This is a genomic window from Sphingomonas sp. IC-56, from assembly GCF_021043375.1.
GTDB lineage: Bacteria > Pseudomonadota > Alphaproteobacteria > Sphingomonadales > Sphingomonadaceae > Sphingomonas.
In genome coordinates, this window is sequence record NZ_JAJNDV010000009.1 from 1 (window position 1) to 15741 (window position 15741).

General features: G+C 65.9%; 12 protein-coding genes. 8 read left to right on the plus strand and 4 right to left on the minus strand.

The features are described 5' to 3' along the window. Positions 1-347 precede the first annotated feature (347 nt). Positions 348-1178, plus strand: a complete 831-nt coding sequence (locus LQ953_RS12460) for a class I SAM-dependent methyltransferase (RefSeq protein WP_231031233.1) — start codon at positions 348-350, stop codon at positions 1176-1178. Continuing rightward, positions 1175-1798, plus strand: coding sequence for a glutathione S-transferase family protein (locus tag LQ953_RS12465; protein ID WP_231031234.1), 624 nt, complete (start codon positions 1175-1177; stop codon positions 1796-1798). The genes LQ953_RS12460 and LQ953_RS12465 overlap by 4 nt, the downstream gene beginning before the upstream one ends. 204 nt (positions 1799-2002) lie before the next feature. On the opposite strand, the gene LQ953_RS12470 is transcribed toward LQ953_RS12465, so the two are convergent. Next, positions 2003-3328, minus strand: coding sequence for a dicarboxylate/amino acid:cation symporter (locus LQ953_RS12470; protein WP_231031235.1), 1326 nt, complete (start codon positions 3326-3328; stop codon positions 2003-2005). 95 nt (positions 3329-3423) lie between these two features. Between LQ953_RS12470 and LQ953_RS12475 the strand changes: the two genes are divergently transcribed. Beyond that, complete coding sequence (locus LQ953_RS12475) at positions 3424-4680, plus strand: M24 family metallopeptidase (protein WP_231031236.1); 1257 nt, start codon at positions 3424-3426, stop codon at positions 4678-4680. A 54-nt stretch (positions 4681-4734) separates the two neighbouring features. Further along, positions 4735-7392 carry an alanine--tRNA ligase gene (gene alaS / locus LQ953_RS12480; RefSeq protein ID WP_231031237.1) on the plus strand — a complete coding sequence of 886 codons (2658 nt, stop codon included), beginning with the start codon at positions 4735-4737 and terminating at the stop codon, positions 7390-7392. 169 nt (positions 7393-7561) lie between these two features. Here alaS and LQ953_RS12485 read toward each other — a convergent pair whose 3' ends face one another. From LQ953_RS12485 to LQ953_RS12495, 3 genes are all read right to left on the minus strand, one after another. Next, positions 7562-9337, minus strand: coding sequence for a cation:proton antiporter domain-containing protein (locus LQ953_RS12485; RefSeq protein WP_231031238.1), 1776 nt, complete (start codon positions 9335-9337; stop codon positions 7562-7564). Between the two features lie 150 nt (positions 9338-9487). After that, complete coding sequence (locus LQ953_RS12490) at positions 9488-10711, minus strand: NADP-dependent isocitrate dehydrogenase (protein WP_231031239.1); 1224 nt, start codon at positions 10709-10711, stop codon at positions 9488-9490. 80 nt (positions 10712-10791) lie between these two features. Continuing rightward, positions 10792-11412, minus strand: a complete 621-nt coding sequence (locus LQ953_RS12495) for a class I SAM-dependent methyltransferase (RefSeq protein WP_231031240.1) — start codon at positions 11410-11412, stop codon at positions 10792-10794. Between the two features lie 168 nt (positions 11413-11580). Here LQ953_RS12495 and LQ953_RS12500 point away from each other — a divergent pair, with 168 nt between their 5' ends. The 4 genes from LQ953_RS12500 (at position 11581) to tsf (ending at position 15604) form a co-directional block, all read left to right on the plus strand. After that, positions 11581-12309, plus strand: a complete 729-nt coding sequence (locus LQ953_RS12500; RefSeq protein WP_231031241.1) for a phosphatidylserine decarboxylase — start codon at positions 11581-11583, stop codon at positions 12307-12309. Between the two features lie 33 nt (positions 12310-12342). Continuing rightward, entirely contained in the window at positions 12343-13170 is an 828-nt protein-coding gene (gene pssA / locus LQ953_RS12505) for a CDP-diacylglycerol--serine O-phosphatidyltransferase (protein ID WP_231031242.1), read from the plus strand. 460 nt (positions 13171-13630) lie between these two features. Further along, complete coding sequence (rpsB, locus tag LQ953_RS12510) at positions 13631-14452, plus strand: 30S ribosomal protein S2 (RefSeq protein ID WP_231031243.1); 822 nt, start codon at positions 13631-13633, stop codon at positions 14450-14452. 219 nt (positions 14453-14671) lie between these two features. After that, positions 14672-15604, plus strand: a complete 933-nt coding sequence (gene tsf / locus LQ953_RS12515) for a translation elongation factor Ts (RefSeq protein WP_231031244.1) — start codon at positions 14672-14674, stop codon at positions 15602-15604. The last annotated feature ends 137 nt before the right edge of the window (positions 15605-15741 follow it).

Genomic DNA, 15741 nt, shown 5'->3' on the forward strand with positions numbered 1-15741 from the left:
GGCGGTGGGGCGGTGGGGCGGTGCAGGTGCCACGAGCCCAATGAGGTCGCGCAATTCAGGTTTGGCGTTTCAGTCGGGACCGTGTGGGCTGGGTGAAGGTGTGCTCGCAGTTGTCTAAGGAGCAGGTTGAAGGCTTCTGTTCCTTTTGATCTTCAGGCCGCGTCCCCCTGCCTTAGGCTGGCAGAAGAAGAAGCGGGACCCCGGCTCAGGGCGGGGGTGACGGAGGGTTTTGGGCCGGGTTGGGTTTTTGGGTACGCCTGGTGTGCTTGGTGCGTGGGCGGCTGGGCGGGCGAACTTTCCTCCTTGGATCACGTTCTGGTAGCGCTTGGGTGAACAGGGGAGGGTGTATGACCAGCGCGTTGGATTGGAACGGGCGTGTCGGCGATGTCTGGGCCGCGGAATGGCGGCGGACTGATCGCAGTCTGGCGGGCGTGGGTGCCGCGCTGAACGCCGCGATCCTCGACGTGGCGCCGCAGCGGGGTTCGGCGCTGGATATCGGGTGTGGTGCGGGGAACACCGCGCTGGCGCTTGCCGCTGAACGGCCCGATCTGTCGGTCACCGGCATAGACTTGTCGCCTGCGCTGGTGGAGATCGCGCGCGGGCGGGGCGATGGCATTGCCAATCTGCACTTCGAAGTGGGCGACGCGCAGGGCCTGGGCGGGCGCGGTGCCGACCTGATCGTATCGCGGCATGGGGTGATGTTCTTTGCCGATCCGGTTGCCGGGTTCGCAGCGTTGCGCGCGTCGGCGGTGTCCGGAGCGCGGCTGGTCTTTTCCTGCTTTGCGCCGCGCGCCGAAAACCAGTGGACGATGGTGGCCGACGCGGCGGTCGGCAACGATCCCGCACCTGCCGCCGGCTATGCGCCTGGCCCTTATGGCCTGGCCGACGCTGACTTCACGGGCGACGTGCTGCGCCGCGCGGGGTGGGTCGACGCCGCGCCGCAGCTTGCCCCGTTCCGCTATGTGGCCGGCGCCGGGCCGGACCCCGTCGAGGACGCATTGAGCTTCCTGTCGCGGATCGGATCGGCGGCGCGCACGCTTGCCGATGCCACGCCCGAACGGCGGGAGGTGCTGCGCGCTTCGCTGCGTGACGCCTTGACCGAGCATGTCCGCGATGGTGTCGTCGCGTTCGACGGCGCCGCCTGGATCTGGACCGCGACCGCAGGAGAGAGCGCATGATCATCGTCCACCATCTCGAGAATTCGCGCTCGCAGCGCATCCTATGGCTGCTGGAGGAACTGGGGCTTCCCTATGAGGTGCGCCGGTATGAGCGGAACAAGGCGACGATGCTGGCGCCGGCCGAGCTGCGGCGCGTCCACCCGCTCGGCAAGGCGCCGGTGATCGAGGATGGGGATCATGTCATCGTCGAGACCGGGGCGATCATCGAGTATCTGGTCGAAAAGGCCGATGGGCGTCTGGGGGCGCCGGCGCACCGCGCCGATGTGCTGCGCTATCGGCACTTCCTCCATTATGCCGAGGGGTCGCTGATGCCGCCGCTGTTCACCACGCTGATCCTGAGCCGGGTGCCGTTGTTCGGGAAAACGGCGATCAAGAAGTTCCGGCCGATGGTCGAGGTCCATCTGGACTATGTCGAGGGCGAGCTGGCGCAGCGGCCCTGGTTCGCCGGCAAGGAGATGACTGCGGCGGATGTGATGATGAGCTTTCCGCTGGAAGCCGCAGTGAAACGCGCCGGGGCGACGCAGGGGCGGCCGCACCTGGCGGCGTGGCTGGAGAAGATCCATGCCCGGCCTGCGTATCAGGCGGCGCTCAAGGCGGGCGGGCCTTATGCTTATGCTTGAGGGCTAGTTGCAGCGCATTTTAGCGTCGCGCGCCTTTTCGACGTCGTTGCAGCTGGACCCCGGCCTTCGCCGGGGAACTGGAGCGGGTGAGGTGGCGCGCCTGCGTGACCGGGCGCACCGTGGCTCGTCGACGATTGTGGTCGGACTGCCGCTAGCGGTTCCCCGGCTTTCGCCGGGGAACAGATGGGTCGAGGCTTGCCCGCCTTAGTGGCGGGGTTGGCCGTATTCCTGGAAGCTGTCGGCGTCGTCCGGCAGTCCGGCCGGGATGGGGACCACGGGGTCGGGGTTCTCGGGCGTGTCGAGTTGCCCCTCCCAACGCGCCACCACGGTTGCGGCGACGGCGTTGCCGATGACGTTGGTGGCGGTGCGGCCCATGTCGAGGAAGTGATCGACCGCGAGGATCAGCAGGATGCCGGCCTCCGGTATGTCGAAATGCGCGAGCGTGCCGGTGATCACCACCAGGCTGGCGCGCGGCACGCCGGCAATGCCCTTGCTGGTGACCATCAGGATCAGCAGCATCTGGATCATCGTCGCCCAGTCGAGATGGATGCCATAGGCCTGCGCGATGAAGATCGACGCGAACGTCATGTACATCATCGATCCGTCCAGATTGAACGAATAGCCGAGCGGCAGCACGAAGCTGGCGATCCGGGGCGGTACGCCGAAGCGGTCGAGCGCTTCGAGCGTGCGCGGGTAGGCGGCTTCGGACGAGGCAGTCGAGAAGCCCAGCAGGATCGGATCGCGCAGATAGCGCATGAGCATGCCGGTGCGCGGCCCGACGAACAGGAAGCAGGCGCCGAGCAGCACCGCCCACAGTGCGATCAGGCCGATATAGAAGCTGGCCATGAAGAAGGCGAGATCGCCGACCACGCCCAGCCCCTTGGTCGCGAGCGTACGGGCGACGGCGCAGAACACCGCGACCGGCGCGAACAGCATCACATAGCCGGTTACGGTCAGCATGACGCTGACCAGTGCTTCGAGGCCGCGGACGAGCGGCGCGCCCTTTTCACCGACTGCGGCGAGGCCGACGCCGAAGAAGAGCGAGAAGATCACGAGCTGGAGGATGTCGTTCTTTGCCATGGCATCGAGCGCCGAGGTGGGCACGATGTGGATGAAGAATTTGGCAGCGTCGAAGCCAGCGCGGTCGACGCCGCTGGAGGCGGCCGCATCGGGAAGCGGCAGGTTCAGGCCGACGCCGGGCTGGAGCAGGTTGACGAGCAACAGGCCCAGGGTCAGCGAGATGAGGCTGGCGCAGACGAACCACAGGAACGCCTTCAACCCCACGCGGCCGATCGCGCCGCCGCCGCCCATATGGGCAATGCCGACCACCAGCGTGGACACCACCAGCGGGGCGATGATCATCTTGATCAGATGGAGGAACATCTGCGTCGGGATGTCGAAATAATAGGCGATGTCGTCGAGGGTCTTGGTGCCCGCCCCGCCATCGTCATAGGTGACGTTGAGCGCCCAGCCGAGCACGCCGCCCAGCACCAGCGCCGCCAAAATCCACCAAGTAAGTCGCTTTCCCACGCAATCCCCCAAAAAGTTCGCGCCACGGAAGGGGATTGTCGCCGCCGGGTCAAGCGCCCTATCGCTGTCGGCGTGTTTTCAGGGGAGTTTTTGCGATGCCGCTCACCACGCGCCGGCAGATGCTGACAGCGGCCGCAGCGCTTCCGCTGCTGGGGGTTTCGCACGTTGTGCGGGCGGCGGAGCCTGACCTGTCGGGCTTGCGCGACATGACGCGCGATGCGCAGCCGATAACCGTGGAAGAGCGGCGGGGGCGGATCGCCAAGGCGCAGGCGTTGATGAAGGCGGCGGGGATCGGGGCGATCGTGGTCGAGCCGGGATCGTCGCTGGTGTATTTCACCGGGTTGCGCTGGGGGCGGAGCGAGCGGTTGACCGCGCTGGTGCTGCCGGTGGAGGGCGAGCCGTGCATCGTCACGCCGTTCTTTGAGGCGCCGCGCACGCAGGAAGGGCTGGCGGTGCCGGCCGACATCCGCGTGTGGCAGGAACATGAGGATCCGCTGCGCTTGGTCGCGGGGTTTCTGCGCGAGCGCAAGCTGGCGAACCGGCCGATCGGGATCGAGGAAACGGCGCGGTTCTTTGCCTTTGACGGGTTGCGGCAGGCACTGCCTGGGACTGCTATCACTTCGGCCAACCCGGTGGTGCGCGGCTGTCGGATGATAAAGTCGAGCGCGGAGATCGCGCTGATGCAGCGGGCGACTGACGTGACGCTGGCGGCCTATCGCTTCGTGCATGCGCGGATCGAGCGGGGCATGTCGCAGCGCGATATTGCCGGACTGATGGATGCGGCGACCGCGAAGCTGGGCGGGGACCCCGAGTTCAGCCTAGTGCTGGTGGGCGAGGGGGCGGCCTATCCGCATGGCACGCGCACGCCGGCGGCGGTGGCCGACGGGCGCATCGTGCTGATGGATTGCGGGTGCACGGTGCAGGGCTATCAGTCCGACGTGTCGCGCACCTTTGTGCATGGAGCGGCGTCCGCCGAGCAGCGCAAGGTGTGGGACCAGGTCGCGCGCGGACAGCAGGTGGCGTTCGCGGCGGCGAAGCTGGGCACGCCGGCGGGGCAGGTCGATGACGCGGTGCGGGGCTATTATGCGAGCCTAGGCTATGGGCCGGATTACAAGCTGCCGGGGCTGTCGCACCGCACGGGGCATGGCATCGGGCTGGACGGGCATGAGCCGGTCAATCTGGTGCGCGGCGAAGCGACTCGGCTGGCGCCGGGGATGTGCTTCTCCAACGAGCCCGGCATCTACATCCCGGGCAGCTTTGGCGTGCGGCTGGAGGACTGTTTCCATATGACCGCGGGCGGCCCGCAATGGTTCAGCACCCCGCCGAAGTCGATCGACGCGCCGTTGGGGTGATGCGGCACACCGTTTCGCTTGAGCACGGACGCGCCACCGCTTAAGTCGGCGCTCATGACGTCGACCAACGATATCCGCCGCTCCTTCCTCGACTATTTCGAGGGCCAGGGTCATGCCCGTGTTCCGAGCGCGCCGCTCGTGCCGCACAACGACCCCACGCTCATGTTCGTGAATGCGGGCATGGTGCCGTTCAAGAACGTGTTCACGGGGCTGGAGACGCGGCCCTACACCACGGCCACGTCGAGCCAGAAGTGCGTGCGCGCGGGCGGCAAGCACAACGACCTGGACAATGTCGGCTATACCGCGCGGCATCACACCTTTTTCGAGATGCTGGGCAATTTCTCGTTCGGCGATTATTTCAAGGAACAGGCGATCACGCACGCCTGGACCCTGCTGACCAAGGTGTGGGGGATCCCTGCCGAGCGGCTGGTGGTCACGGTCTATCACACCGACGACCAGGCGTTCGAGCTGTGGAAGAAGATCGCCGGGTTGCCCGAGCACAAGATCATCCGCATCGCCACCAAGGATAATTTCTGGGCGATGGGTGCCGATGGCCCGTGCGGGCCGTGCTCGGAAATCTTCTACGACCATGGCGAGCACATCTATGGTGGCCCTCCCGGCAGCCCGGAGGAGGATGGCGACCGCTTCGTCGAGATCTGGAACCTGGTGTTCATGCAGTTCGTGCAGGAAGCCGACCAGATCGTGGGCGACCTGCCCCGCCCAAGCATCGATACCGGCATGGGGCTGGAGCGCGTCGCGGCGGTGCTGCAGGGCGTCCATGACAATTACGACACGGATACCTTCAAGGCGCTGATCGCGGAGAGCGGCGCGCTGACCGGCGCCGCCACGACGGGTGAACATCAGGCGAGCCACCGCGTCATCGCCGATCACCTTCGCTCGTCGGGCTTCCTGGTGGCCGATGGCGTGCTGCCGGCCAATGAAGGCCGCGGCTATGTGCTCCGCCGGATCATGCGCCGGGCGATGCGGCACGCGCACATCCTGGGCGCCAAGGACCCGTTGATGCACCGCATGGTGCCGAGCCTGGTGGCAGAGATGGGCGCGGCGTTCCCCGAGCTGGTGCGCGCGCAGCCGCTGATCGAGGCGACGTTGCTCCAGGAAGAGACGCGGTTCCGCAAGACGCTGGCCAACGGCCTGCGGCTGCTGGACGAAGCGACTGCGGACATGGGCGAAGGCGCGACGCTGCCGGGCGAGACGGCGTTCAAGCTGTATGACACGTTCGGCTTTCCGTACGACCTGACCGAGGACGCGCTGCGTTCCAAGTCGATCAGCGTGGACCGCGCCGGCTTCGACACCGCCATGGCCGAGCAGAAGCGCGCCGCGCGCGCGGCCTGGAAGGGTTCTGGCGAAAAGGCATCGGACGAACTGTGGTACGACATCGCCGACGAGTTCGGCGGCACCGAGTTCACCGGCTATGCCGCCGAGGAAGGCGAGGGCGAAGTGCTCGCGATCTTGAAGGACGGCGTGCGCGTGGAGCGCGCGGCGCAGGGCGAGCGCGTGTCGGTGGTGTTCAACCAGACGCCTTTCTATGGCGAGAGCGGCGGTCAGGTCGGTGACGCCGGCACGATCACCAGCGACAAGGGGCTGCACGCCACGGTGTCGGATACTCGGAAATATCTGGGCCGGGTGTGGGCGCATGAGATGGTGGTGGATGCCGGCGAGATCGCGCTGCGCGACGCGGTGCATCTGCGTGTCGATCATGCCCGCCGCGGCGCGATCCGCGCGAACCATAGCGCCACCCACCTGCTGCACGAGGCTTTGCGCGAGCGGCTGGGCGGCCATGTCGCGCAGAAGGGCAGCCTGGTTGCGGCCGAGCGACTGCGGTTCGACTTCTCGCAGCCGACCGGCATGACGTCAGAGGACATCTCGAAGGTGGAAGCCGATGTGAACCGGCACATCCGCGGCAATGGCAGCGTCGTCACGCGGCTGATGACGCCCGACGAGGCGATCGAAGAAGGCGCAATGGCGCTGTTCGGCGAGAAATATGGCGACGAGGTCCGCGTGGTGTCGATGGGCACCAACGACGATGGCAAGACCTATTCGCTTGAACTGTGCGGCGGCACGCATGTGAACGCGCTGGGCGAGATCGGGCTGTTCAAGATCGTCGACGAAGGCGCGTCCTCTTCGGGCATTCGCCGGGTCGAGGCGCTGACCGGCGAAGCCGCGCGGCAATGGCTGGCGGCGCGCGACGAGAAGCTGCGCGAGACGGCTGCGGTGCTCAAGGCATCCCCCGACGAAGTGCCGGCGCGGGTCGCCACGCTGGTCGAGGAGCGGCGCCGGCTGGAGCGCGAACTGGCCGAGGCCAAGAAGGCACTGGCGCTGGGCGGCGGCGGCGGGGCAGCCCCTGCCGGTCCCGAGCAGGTCGGCGGGGTCAACTTTGTCGGCCAGGTGCTCGACGGGTTGGAAGCCAAGGCGCTGCGCGGCGCGGTGGACGATGCCAAGCAGCGCATCGGTTCGGGCGTGGTGGTGCTGGTCGCGACCAACGATGGCCGCGCTTCGGTGGCGGTGGGCGTGACCGACGGGCTGGGACTGAGCGCAGTCGACCTAGTCAAGGTGGCGGTGTCGGTGCTGGGCGGGCAGGGCGGCGGTGGCCGTCCCGACATGGCGCAGGGCGGCGGGCCCGATGCGGCAAAGGCGGACGACGCAGTGGCCGCGGTGCGCGCGGCGCTGGCGGAGAACCGCGCGGCGACGTGAGCGCGAGCTGATCTGAACCAGGCTGTTCCCCGGCGGAGGCCGGGGGCCAGTTGCAATGCGGTTTGATTTGCAGTCCTCGCTTACCAAGTGCGTGGCAGCTGGGCCCCGGCCTTCGCCGAGGAACTGATTCAGTGTGATGGTTAACCTTTAGTTTTGCGGCAGCAGCCGTTCAGGACGCTTCCTTGCCCAGGCGCACTCGGCGCAGGCGCGGGTCACGTTCGAGGCCGGCGGCGAGGCGGATGGATTTGCGCATCTCGTCGCGCTTTTCGTGGATCGACGCGATCACCGGGCCGACCGCCACGCCCAAGTCGACCAGCACTGCCTCGGACAGCTGGAGTGAGCTTTCCAGCGTTTCCGGTACCGCGTCGGTGACGCCGGCGCGGTAGAGTTCGGCGGCGTGGTTGGCGTCGCGCGCGCGGGCGATGATCGGAAGGTCCGGCACCCAGGCGCGCACCCGCTTGGCGAGGCGGACCGTCAGCACCGGGTCGTCCATGGTGAGGATCAACGCCCGTGCGTGGCCGAGCCGCAGCTGGTCGACCAGTTCGCTGCGCGTGACGTCGCCGAACACGACCGTGAAGCCGTCGCGGCGGGCGGCGTTCACATTGTCGATATCAGCGTCAACCGCGAGGAAGGGCAGGTCGTGGCGCCGCAACATGTCGGCCACGGTACGCCCGACCCGGCCAAAGCCGATGATCACTGCGCCGGGCCCTGCTTCGTCGATCGCGAGTCCCGACGCATCGGTGGGCGTGTTGCGCTCGATCAGGCCGGAGATCATCTGTCCGGCCTTGGCCAGCAGCGGCGTGGCGGTGAGGCCGATCGCTGTCACGGTGGTCCAGAACGCGCCGGTGGTGGGGGAAAGCAGCCCTGCCGCCCCGGCCACACCGAGCACGATGAGGGTGGTCTCGGATGGGCTGGCCATCAGCACGCCGGTTTCGGCCGCGGTGCCACTGCGGGCGCCGGAAATCTTGAGCAGGCCCATGGTCACGCCGGCCTTTACGACCATCACCAGCATGGTCGCGCCGAGCAGGGCGCCCCAGTTCTCGGCAACGAAGCGCAGGTCCAGCCGCATGCCGACGGTGATCAGGAAGACGCCGAGCGCGAGGCCCTTGAACGGTGCGGTGATCGCTTCGACTTCGCCGTGATACTCAGTTTCGGCGATCAAGAGCCCTGCGATCAGGGCGCCGACGATCGGCGACAGGCCCGCCGCGGCGGTCGCCAGGCTGGCGACGATCACGACCAACAGGCTGGCGGCGAGGAACAGTTCGGGGCTCTTGGTGCGTGCGGCCTGGGCGAACATGCGCGGGAGCAGGAAGCGACCGCCGACGAACAGCGCCGCAACGGTAGCGACGCCCAACCCTAGCGTGCGCAGCAGGCCCCACATGCCCGCGTCGCCTGCGGACGGGGCTAGCGCGCCGAGCATGAAGATGATCGGGACGAGCGCCAGATCCTCGAACAACAGCATCGCGAAAGCGGCGCGTCCCACCGCGCTGCTGGTCCCGGCGATCGGGATCACCAGGGCGGTGGAGGAAAGCGCGAGTGCGAGGCCGAGGCCGATCGACCCGCCGGTGCTGAGGCCGGTGAGGTAGAACGCCCCTGCCAGGATGAGGCCGGCGCCGAGCAGTTCCGCCGCGCCGACGCCGAATACCAGCGCGCGCATTGCCCACAATCTTCGGAACGATAGCTCCAGGCCGATCGAGAAGAGAAGCAGGATGATGCCGAATTCGGCGAACGGCTCGATTGAGTGCACGTCCGAGATGGTGAGGTAATAGAGCCAGGGGCTTTCATCGACCAATGCGCCCAGGCTGGAAGGTCCGACCAGGATGCCCACCAGAATGAAGCCGATCACCGGGCTGATGCGGAAGCGGGCAAAGGCGGGGATCACAAGACCCGCCGCGCCGAGGATCACGAGGGCGTCGCTGAGGCCACTGTTCTGGAGCGTGAGCATGGGGCGCATCTAAACGGCTAATGCCGACGATGTCATGCGGCGGATGCGCTTCGGGTGGCGGTTTGGGCCTTGAGAAAAGCGGCGGAAACGAAAAAGCGCGGGAGACGTCGCCGCCTCCCGCGCTTTGTTCGCGTGCCTTGGGCGGATGGCTTACTGCCAGCTGCCCATTGCGGTTTCGAGGTTGACGCGGATCGCTTCGAAGAACTGCTCGGTGGTCATCCAGGCCTGATCGGGGCCGATGAGCAGGGCGAGATCCTTGGTCATCTTGCCGCTCTCGACCGTCTCAATGCAGACGCGCTCGAGCGTCTCGGCAAAGCGAGTCACGTCGGGCGTGCCGTCGAACTTGCCGCGATACTTGAGGCCGCCGGTCCATGCGAAGATCGACGCGATCGGGTTGGTCGACGTCGCCTTGCCCTGCTGGTGCTGGCGGTAGTGGCGCGTGACGGTGCCGTGCGCAGCCTCTGCTTCGATGGTCTTGCCGTCGGGCGACATCAGGACCGAGGTCATGAGGCCGAGCGAGCCGAAGCCCTGTGCGACCTGATCCGACTGCACGTCGCCGTCATAGTTCTTGCAGGCCCAGACGAACTCGCCGTGCCACTTGAGCGCGGAGGCGACCATGTCGTCGATCAGGCGGTGCTCATAGACGATGCCGGCTTCCTGGAACTTCTCCTTGAAGCCTTCGGTCTCGAACACTTCCTGGAAAAGGTCCTTGAAGCGGCCGTCATAGGCCTTGAGGATGGTGTTCTTGGTCGACAGGTAGACCGGCCAGCCGAGGTTGAGGCCGTAGTTCAGCGACGAGCGAGCGAAATCGCGGATCGAGTCGTCGAGGTTGTACATTGCCAGCGCGACGCCGGCGTCCTTGAAGTTGTACACTTCGCGGTCGATCTTTTCGCCATTCTCGCCTTCCCAGACGAGGCGCAGCTTGCCGGCACCGGGCACCTTGAAGTCGGTTGCGCGGTACTGGTCGCCGAACGCGTGACGGCCAACGACGATCGGCTTGGTCCAGCCCGGGATCAGGCGAGGGACGTTGGAGATCACGATGGGTTCGCGGAAGATCGTGCCCCCCAGGATGTTGCGGATCGTGCCGTTGGGCGACTTCCACATTTCCTTCAGGCTGAATTCCTCGACGCGCTGCTCGTCGGGGGTGATCGTGGCGCACTTCACGCCGACGCCATATTGCTTGATCGCGTTAGCCGAATCGATCGTGATCTGATCGTTGGTCTCGTCGCGCTTCTCGACCGAGAGGTCGTAGTACTTCAGATCGATGTCGAGATAGGGGAGGATCAGGCGCTCGCGGATCCACTGCCAGATGATCCGCGTCATCTCGTCGCCGTCGATCTCCACGACCGGCGTTGCAACCTTGATCTTCGACATTGGCTCGCTCGTCCTTGTGTGTTTCGGGTTGAGCGAGCGTCTAGGAGGATGGGGGAGGGGGATCAAGCGCCCTCAGGCGCTTACTCCTTCCAGGCCCACCAGAGCTGTGCCGGCGGGATGTTCCACCATTCCACCTCATGGTCGATGTTCGACCAGTGCGGCGTGAGGAAGTTCCGGACCTTGGGGTTGTACTGATAGACCAGGAAGGCGCCGCCGGGACGCAGCACGTCGTGCGTCGCCTTGGCGATCTGGTCGCCGACACCGGGTGGCAGGGTGGAAAAGGGGAGGCCCGAGGTGATGTAGTCGGCCTGCTCGAAGCCGTGTTCGTTGACGATGCGCTGCACGTCGGCGGCCGAGCCGAGCACCGCGGAGAAACGCGGATCGTCGATTGTGGCGCGCAGATACTGGATGAAGTCGGGGTTGGTGTCGATCACCACCAGCTTCGCGTCGGGACCCAGCTGTTCGAGGATCGGGCGCGTGAACGTGCCGACCCCGGGGCCATATTCGACGAACAGCTTGCACTGATCCCAGTCGACCTTGGAGATCATGTGGCGCACCAGCCGCTGCGACGAGGAGGCGACGGCGCCGACCATCACGGGGTTCTTGAGGAACCCCTTGAGGAACATCACCCAGGGCGAAGGCACGCCGGCCGCGCGGGCACGGGCGCGACGGCGCTTCGCGGCAGCAGTCGATGCGGGCATGAACATCCTTTGATATCGTAACGAAGGTGGCGCAATCGCCTGCAAAAAAGCGAACGAACTTGCAAGCCACGCGGTTGCATTATTTGCGGGACAGGGCGCCGTTTACCGCATCGGGCGAGCGTGAAACTGATCCTAGGAAAGTGACCTGCACCCCGCTACACCCAGGGCATGGCATCGCTAGACAAGCCTCCCGTGGGCACCACCACGGTCAAGTGGCGCTTTCCAGATATCCATCCTGAGGGCCGCAAATACGTCCTGATCGCCGCTGCGGTCGCGCTGCTCAGCCTTTTCGTGTGGGATTTCGTCACCTGGCCGCTGGTGTTCCTGACGGTGGGGGTCGCCGCGTTTTTTCGCGATCCGGTGCGCGTCACGCCACAGGGTGACGGGCTGATCGTGTCGCCCGCCGACGGGCTGGTCACCATGATCGAGCGCGTGCCGCTGCCCCCCGAACTGCGCGGCCCGGGCGCGCTGGGCGAGGCGCCGATGGTGCGTGTGTCCGTGTTCATGAGCATGTTCGACGTGCATGTGAACCGCACGCCCATTGCCGGCACGGTCCGCCACGTCATCTATATCTCCGGCAAGTTCATGAACGCGGACTTCGACAAGGCCAGCGACGAGAATGAGCGGCAGCACTTCGTGGTCGAGGACCGCGACGGGCTGCGCATCGGCTTCACGCAGATCGCAGGGCTGGTCGCACGCCGCATCGTGGCGTTCGCCAAGGCTGGCGACATGGTGGTTGCCGGACAGCGCATCGGGCTGATCCGCTTCGGCAGCCGAGTCGATGTGTTCCTGCCTGACGATTATGCGTGTGACGTCGTGCTCGGCCAGCGGACCATCGCCGGGGAAACGATCCTGGCGCGCCGCGGCGGGACCAAGGCGCAGGGGATTGCGCAGTGAACAGTATTTTTCGCTTCAGTGAGGCAGTTCGACATGCGTGAACCCAAGCTTGACCGTTCGCCCCGCAATCTGCGCTTTACCAATGCCGCGCGCGGGATCCCGCTGCGGGCCGTGCTGCCCAACACCGTAACCGCGCTGGCGCTTTGCTCGGGTTTGACCGCGACCCGCTTTGCAATGCTGGGCAACTGGGAAGTGGCGGTGCTGATGGTGCTCGCCGCCGCAGTGCTAGACGGCGTGGATGGCAAGATCGCGCGGCTGGTTCGCGCGGAAAGCCGGTTCGGAGCCGAGCTCGACAGCCTGTCCGATGCAATCTCCTTTGGCGTCGCGCCCGCGCTTATTCTCTATCTGTGGTCGCTCAATACGCTTGGCCGATTCGGCTGGCTGGTAGCGCTGCTGCTGGCATTGTTCTGTGCGCTGCGCCTGGCGCGCTTCAATGCCGCGATCGACCAGAAGGAGCAGCCGCACAAATCGGCCGGGTTCCTGACCGGCGTTCCTGCGCCGGCCGGGGCGCTGCTGGCGCTGACGCCGCTCTATCTGTGGTTGTGGACGGGGGAAGCGACGCTGGCCGAGCCGGCGATCGTTGCGCCCTGGACTGTGCTGATCGCGGTTCTGATGATTTCGAGCATCGCGACCTTCGCACCCACTATCCGCCTGAAGCAGAATGTGCGTTTCGAAGCGGTCGCGGTGCTGGTCGTATTCGTTGCCGCTCTGGTTTCGGCGCCGTGGCCGACGCTGGCGGTGATGGCGCTCGTCTACCTGGCCGCCATCCCGTTCAGCATTCGCAGCTATCGCCGCATCAGGCGGCTGCGCGCTGCGGCTGTGGACGGTTCGGCATACGTGCCGGCATCGCCCGCACCGTGACCCGGCTGAGCCGCGACGGGAGTGCAGGAAGCTTGCTGACGGGGCGAGTCAGTTCCGCGAAGCGATGCAGCTGCGGACGGACACTCGCGAAGACAGTCCAGAGCGACGCCGCCAGCGCGGCACCGAACAGCAGATAAACGCCAATTGCAGCCATACGAAACTCCTGCCACGCTCGTTGCACGGACACGCCGCACAAGAACCAAGTGATTTCAACGTGCTAACGGGGCAAGACGTTCCCTGCTCCGCTTCTGAACCCTTTATGTTCCATTAACGTTCCGCTTGTCAACGCGGCGTGCTGCATTTGTTCTACTTGCCTGAGGGGTGGGCTTCGGCTAAGGTGCCCGCCTCAACCCCGCATGGGAAGCATCATAAACCGGTGCCGAAGTTGATCCCGCCACACTGGCGCGGATGAATGTCGGTCACTCGCTTCCCAGAGGCTCAACCGGAAGGAGTTATCCCTATGGCGGCACCCGTCGTCTCCATGCAGCAGCTGCTCGAATCGGGCGCGCATTTCGGCCACCAGACGCACCGCTGGAACCCGAAGATGAAGCCTTACATCTTTGGCGACCGCAACGGCGTCCACATCATCGATCTTTCGCAGACCGTTCCGCTGTTCGCACGCGCGCTCGAGTTCGTGTCGTCGACCGTCGCTTCGGGCGGCAAGGTGCTGTTCGTCGGCACCAAGCGCCAGGCGCAGGAGCCGATCGCCGACGCAGCGCGTCGCGCAGGCCAGCACTTCGTCAACCATCGCTGGCTGGGCGGCATGCTCACCAACTGGAAGACCATCAGCAACTCGATCAAGCGCCTCAAGACGCTTGAAGAGCAGCTGTCGGGCGACACGGTCGGTCTGACCAAGAAGGAAGTGCTCCAGCTCACCCGTGAGAAGGACAAGCTCGAGCTTTCGCTTGGCGGCATCCGCGACATGGGCGGCGTTCCCGACATCATGTTCGTGATCGACGCCAACAAGGAAGAGCTGGCGATCAAGGAAGCCAACACGCTGGGTATCCCGGTTGTGGCGATCCTCGACTCGAACGTCTCGCCCGATGGCATCGCGTTCCCGGTTCCGGCGAACGACGACGCCAGCCGCGCCATCCGCCTGTACTGCGAAGCGATCGCCATTGCCGCGACTCGTGGCGGCCAGGATGCGATGCGCAACTCAGGCTATGACTTCGGTGCTGCCGAGCAGCCCCCGGTCGAGCAGGCGCTGAGCGAGCCGGAAGCGCCGGCTGCGGCGACCGAAGTGAACCAGGCCGTCGAAGGCGAGCGCCAGATCGACGCGTAACCGGTCAAAGGCTGTCTCCGAACTGACATGGGGTGCGACTAGGCGCCTGGTCAGTTCGGAAAGCCGACCCATTCCCCGTTCGTGCTGAGCTTGTCTAAGCACCGTTCTTCCTTCCGGTGTCGGCAAGAAACAGAACGGCCCTTCGACAAGCTCAGGGCGAACGGGGTTTTTGATATACGGCTCGGGGCCACCGCAGCCGTCAAGCTAGAGGAAGAGAACATGGCCGAGATCACTGCAGCAGCCGTGAAGGAGCTCCGCGAAAAGAGCGGCGCCGGCATGATGGATTGCAAGAAGGCGCTGAACGAGACCAACGGCGACATGGAAGCCGCTGTTGATTGGTTGCGCACCAAGGGCCTGGCCACTGCCGCCAAGAAGTCCAGCCGCACCGCGGCCGAGGGCCTGGTCGGCGTGCAGGTCGCCGGCACCAAGGGCGTTGCCGTCGAAGTGAACTCGCAGACCGACTTCGTCGCGAAGAACGAGATCTTCCAGACGTTCGTGCGCGACGTAACCGCGCTCGCGATGGAAGTCGGTGCCGATGTCGAAGCGCTGAAGGCGGCCAAGCTGCCCGCCGGCACCGTCGAGGAAGTACTGACCGCGAACATCGCGACCATCGGCGAGAACCAGGTTCTGCGCCGCGCAAAGACCGTGGAAGTGTCCAAGGGCGCGGTGATCCCGTACGTCCACAACGCGGCTGCGCCGGGCCTGGGCAAGATCGGCGTGCTCGTCGCGCTTGAGTCTGACGCCGGTGCCGACGTGCTCGAGCCGCTGGGCAAGCAGATCGCGATGCACATCGCCGCTGCATTCCCGCTGGCGCTGTCGGTCGAGACCCTCGATCCGGAAGTCGTCGAGCGCGAAGCCGCGATCCTGCGTGAGAAGAATGCGGACAAGATCGTCGGCAAGTCCGACGAGGTCGCGCAGAAGATCCTCAACGGGCCGGTCGAGAAGTTCAAGAAGGAGAACGCGCTGCTCACCCAGGCGTTCGTCATGGACGGCAAGACCCCGGTGCAGGACGTGATCGCCCAGGCCGGCAAGGATGCCGGCACCACGATCACGCTGACCGACTATGTCCGCTTCCAGCTCGGCGAGGGCATCGAGAAGGAAGAAAGCGACTTCGCCGCCGAAGTGGCCGCGACCGCCGGTCTGTCCAAGTAAGGACCAGCAACCTGTGACAGGATGCCCGGGAGGCGCGGTCTGCACCAGATCTCCTCGGCATCTCTGCTTGTTCCGGCGGCGCGGCACCTCTAAGGTCCGCGCCGCTTCGCTATCTACGCTCCCCTCGAATCCTAGGC